Source organism: Brachyspira pilosicoli, from assembly GCF_019402445.1.
GTDB lineage: Bacteria > Spirochaetota > Brachyspiria > Brachyspirales > Brachyspiraceae > Brachyspira > Brachyspira pilosicoli_B.
This window is the reverse complement of the sequence record NZ_SRZM01000242.1, coordinates 1-2,517: the sequence shown is the minus strand read 5'-3', so window position 1 is coordinate 2,517 and position 2,517 is coordinate 1. Positions and strand designations below refer to the sequence as shown.

The following is a 2,517-nucleotide window of genomic DNA, read 5'->3' as shown; positions in this document are numbered from 1 at the left end:
ATATAAAACCAGAAGATATAATAGTAATATATGATGATATGGATATACCATTTGGAACTTTTAAAATAAAAAAAGGTGGAAGTTCTGGTGGACATAATGGAATAAAAAGTTTAATAGCACAATTACAAACTGATGATTTTATTAGGGTAAGAGTTGGAATAGGAAGACCAAGTTTTGGAAAAAAAGTTAATGATTATGTTTTATCTTCTTTTAGTAAAAGTGAGAGAGAAAATATAGATAATGATTTGGGTGAAAATGTAATAGAAGCTATAAAGACTATATTATTTGAATCATACACTATAGCACAAAACAAATATAATAAAAGAATCAACAATAAGGATACAAATAATGATTAAAATTGTAGCCAAAAACTATATAAAAAAAGATAAAAAAGATGATTTTCTAAAATTGGCTAAAGAATTAATAATAGAAAGCAGAAAAGAAGATGGATGTATAGCTTATGATATTTATGAAAGTATAGACGGACTATGTTTAACTTTTATAGAAGAATGGAAAGATGAAGAAGCTATAAAATCTCATAACAGCAGTAATCATTTTATAACTATAGTTCCTCAATTAGCAGAGTTTCTTGACGGCGAAATGGATGTAACATTATACAAAAAAATAAATATATAAAAAAAATTAAATATATTAAAACTTTTATAATTATAGTGTATAATCTCTTAAAAATTAATTATTATATTTAAGGATATTTATGATACTCAAAGAACTAACATTACGTTCTTTTAGAAATTATAATGAAAATACATTTGAGTTTTCAAAGCATATTAATATACTATATGGAATGAATGGTTGTGGTAAAACTAATATATTAGAAGCTATATATATTCTTGGAAATGGTATATCATTTAGAACTCGTTTAGATAGAGAATTAATAAAATATGGAAATGATAATTATTTTTTAAGAGGAATATTCAAAGAAGATGATTTGAATTATGACACTAATATAGAAATAGCTTATCAAAAAAAAACAAAAAAAGTATTTATAAACAAAAAAGAAATTACATCAAGAAAAAATTTAATAGGTAAAATACTTTATGTTATATTCTTACCAAATGATACTGATATGGTAACACAAGAGCCTAAACTTAGAAGAGATTATTTTAATATGCTAATATCAAGCATTTCAAATGAATATCTTTTATCACTCATAAAATACAATAAACTTCTAAAAATGAGAAATATTTATCTAACGACAAGTCCAAATGATGCTCATATTTATAATGATGATATAGCAAAATTATCTTTATATATTGCAAATGAAAACAAAAAATACTCTATGCTTTTAGAAGAAAAAATGAATGAAATATACAAAACTATTTTTAAAAATGATAATCCATACAAAATAAAATATCTATCTACTATAGAAGATATAGAAAATGAAAATGAGTATATAAAAAAGCTAGAAAATACAATAAAAGAACAAATAAAAATGCGTACTACATATTTTGGTATACATAGAGCAGAGTATCAATTCTTTTATAAGGATTCTTTATCAAGAAAATTTTCATCTCAAGGTGAGAAAAGAATGCTCACACTTATAATGAAACTTGCAAGTGAAAAGATACTATATGAATACAGAAAAAAATCCCCTATACTATTAATAGATGATGCTATGCTTGAACTTGATAATATTAAAAGAGAAAGTATTTTAGAATATATACAAACATTAGGACAAGTATTTATCACAGTTACTGAAAAAGAAAAGTTATCAAAATTCGAAGAGAGTAAAGTCTTCGATATTGTTAATATAAAAAATTAAATTTTTAATAAACTTCTTTACATTATAATTGTTTATGTTAAACTTATTACAAATAATCAATAAAAAACGGAGTGTTATATTATGGGATTATTCTCTAAAAAAATTCAAATAAAAGCACCTATTAATGGAAAATTAATTGATATTACAGAAGTAAAAGATGAAGCCTTTTCAAGCAAAGCACTTGGAGATGGTATGGCTATAGTACCTTCTGAAGGTAAAGTATATGCTCCTGTAGATGGTGAAGTTATTACTATGATAGACACAAACCATGCTATAGGTTTATTATCTGGAGGAGTTGAAATATTAATACATATAGGAATGGATACTGTAAGACTTGGAGGAAAATATTTTAAAGCTCATGTTAAAGAAGGAGATAAAGTAAAAGCAGGTACTTTGCTTATAGAGTTTGAAAAGGAAGAAGTTGAAAAAGAATATGATATAACATCTCCTATAATAATTTCAAATTACAGCGAATTAAAATCACTTACAAAAACAGACCCAAGAGAAGTAAACACAAGTGAAATTATAATGACAGCTGTGAAATAATTTTAAATAAATAAAATTATAAGGGGCTTTAAAAAGTCCCTTTTATTATATTAAGTTTTTGCTTTATTATTCACACAAATGAAAATATTTAAATTTTATATCTAAAAATAATACCATATCTTTTCCGGCTATACTTTATAAAATTGCAGCCTTTTTGCTTCTTTGTGGCAATACCGAAGGCACTTCCT

The 2,517-nt window shown here is 24.1% G+C and carries 4 protein-coding genes; all 4 read left to right on the top strand.

Annotated features, from left to right (window positions below; translation table 11 throughout):
- A partial coding sequence (gene pth, locus E6A48_RS08200) for an aminoacyl-tRNA hydrolase (protein WP_219709604.1) occupies positions 1–356 on the top strand: 356 nt, incomplete at its 5' end.
- A complete protein-coding gene (locus tag E6A48_RS08195; RefSeq protein WP_219709602.1) occupies positions 349–636 on the top strand; it encodes a putative quinol monooxygenase in 288 nt (95 codons plus the stop codon). The genes pth and E6A48_RS08195, both read left to right, overlap by 8 nt.
- A gap of 79 nt (positions 637–715) precedes the next feature.
- Positions 716–1,783, top strand: coding sequence for a DNA replication/repair protein RecF (gene recF, locus E6A48_RS08190; RefSeq protein WP_219709599.1), 1,068 nt, complete (start codon positions 716–718; stop codon positions 1,781–1,783).
- Between the two features lie 81 nt (positions 1,784–1,864).
- A complete protein-coding gene (locus E6A48_RS08185; RefSeq protein WP_219709596.1) occupies positions 1,865–2,329 on the top strand; it encodes a PTS sugar transporter subunit IIA in 465 nt (154 codons plus the stop codon).
- Positions 2,330–2,517 lie beyond the last annotated feature (188 nt).

Bases quoted from the DNA above. Each gene is read 5' to 3' on its own strand.
- E6A48_RS08195 (WP_219709602.1), top strand. From the start codon at position 349: ATGATTAAAATTGTAGCCAAAAACTATATAAAAAAAGATAAAAAAGAT.
- recF (WP_219709599.1), top strand. From the start codon at position 716: ATGATACTCAAAGAACTAACATTACGTTCTTTTAGAAATTATAATGAA.
- E6A48_RS08185 (WP_219709596.1), top strand. From the start codon at position 1,865: ATGGGATTATTCTCTAAAAAAATTCAAATAAAAGCACCTATTAATGGA.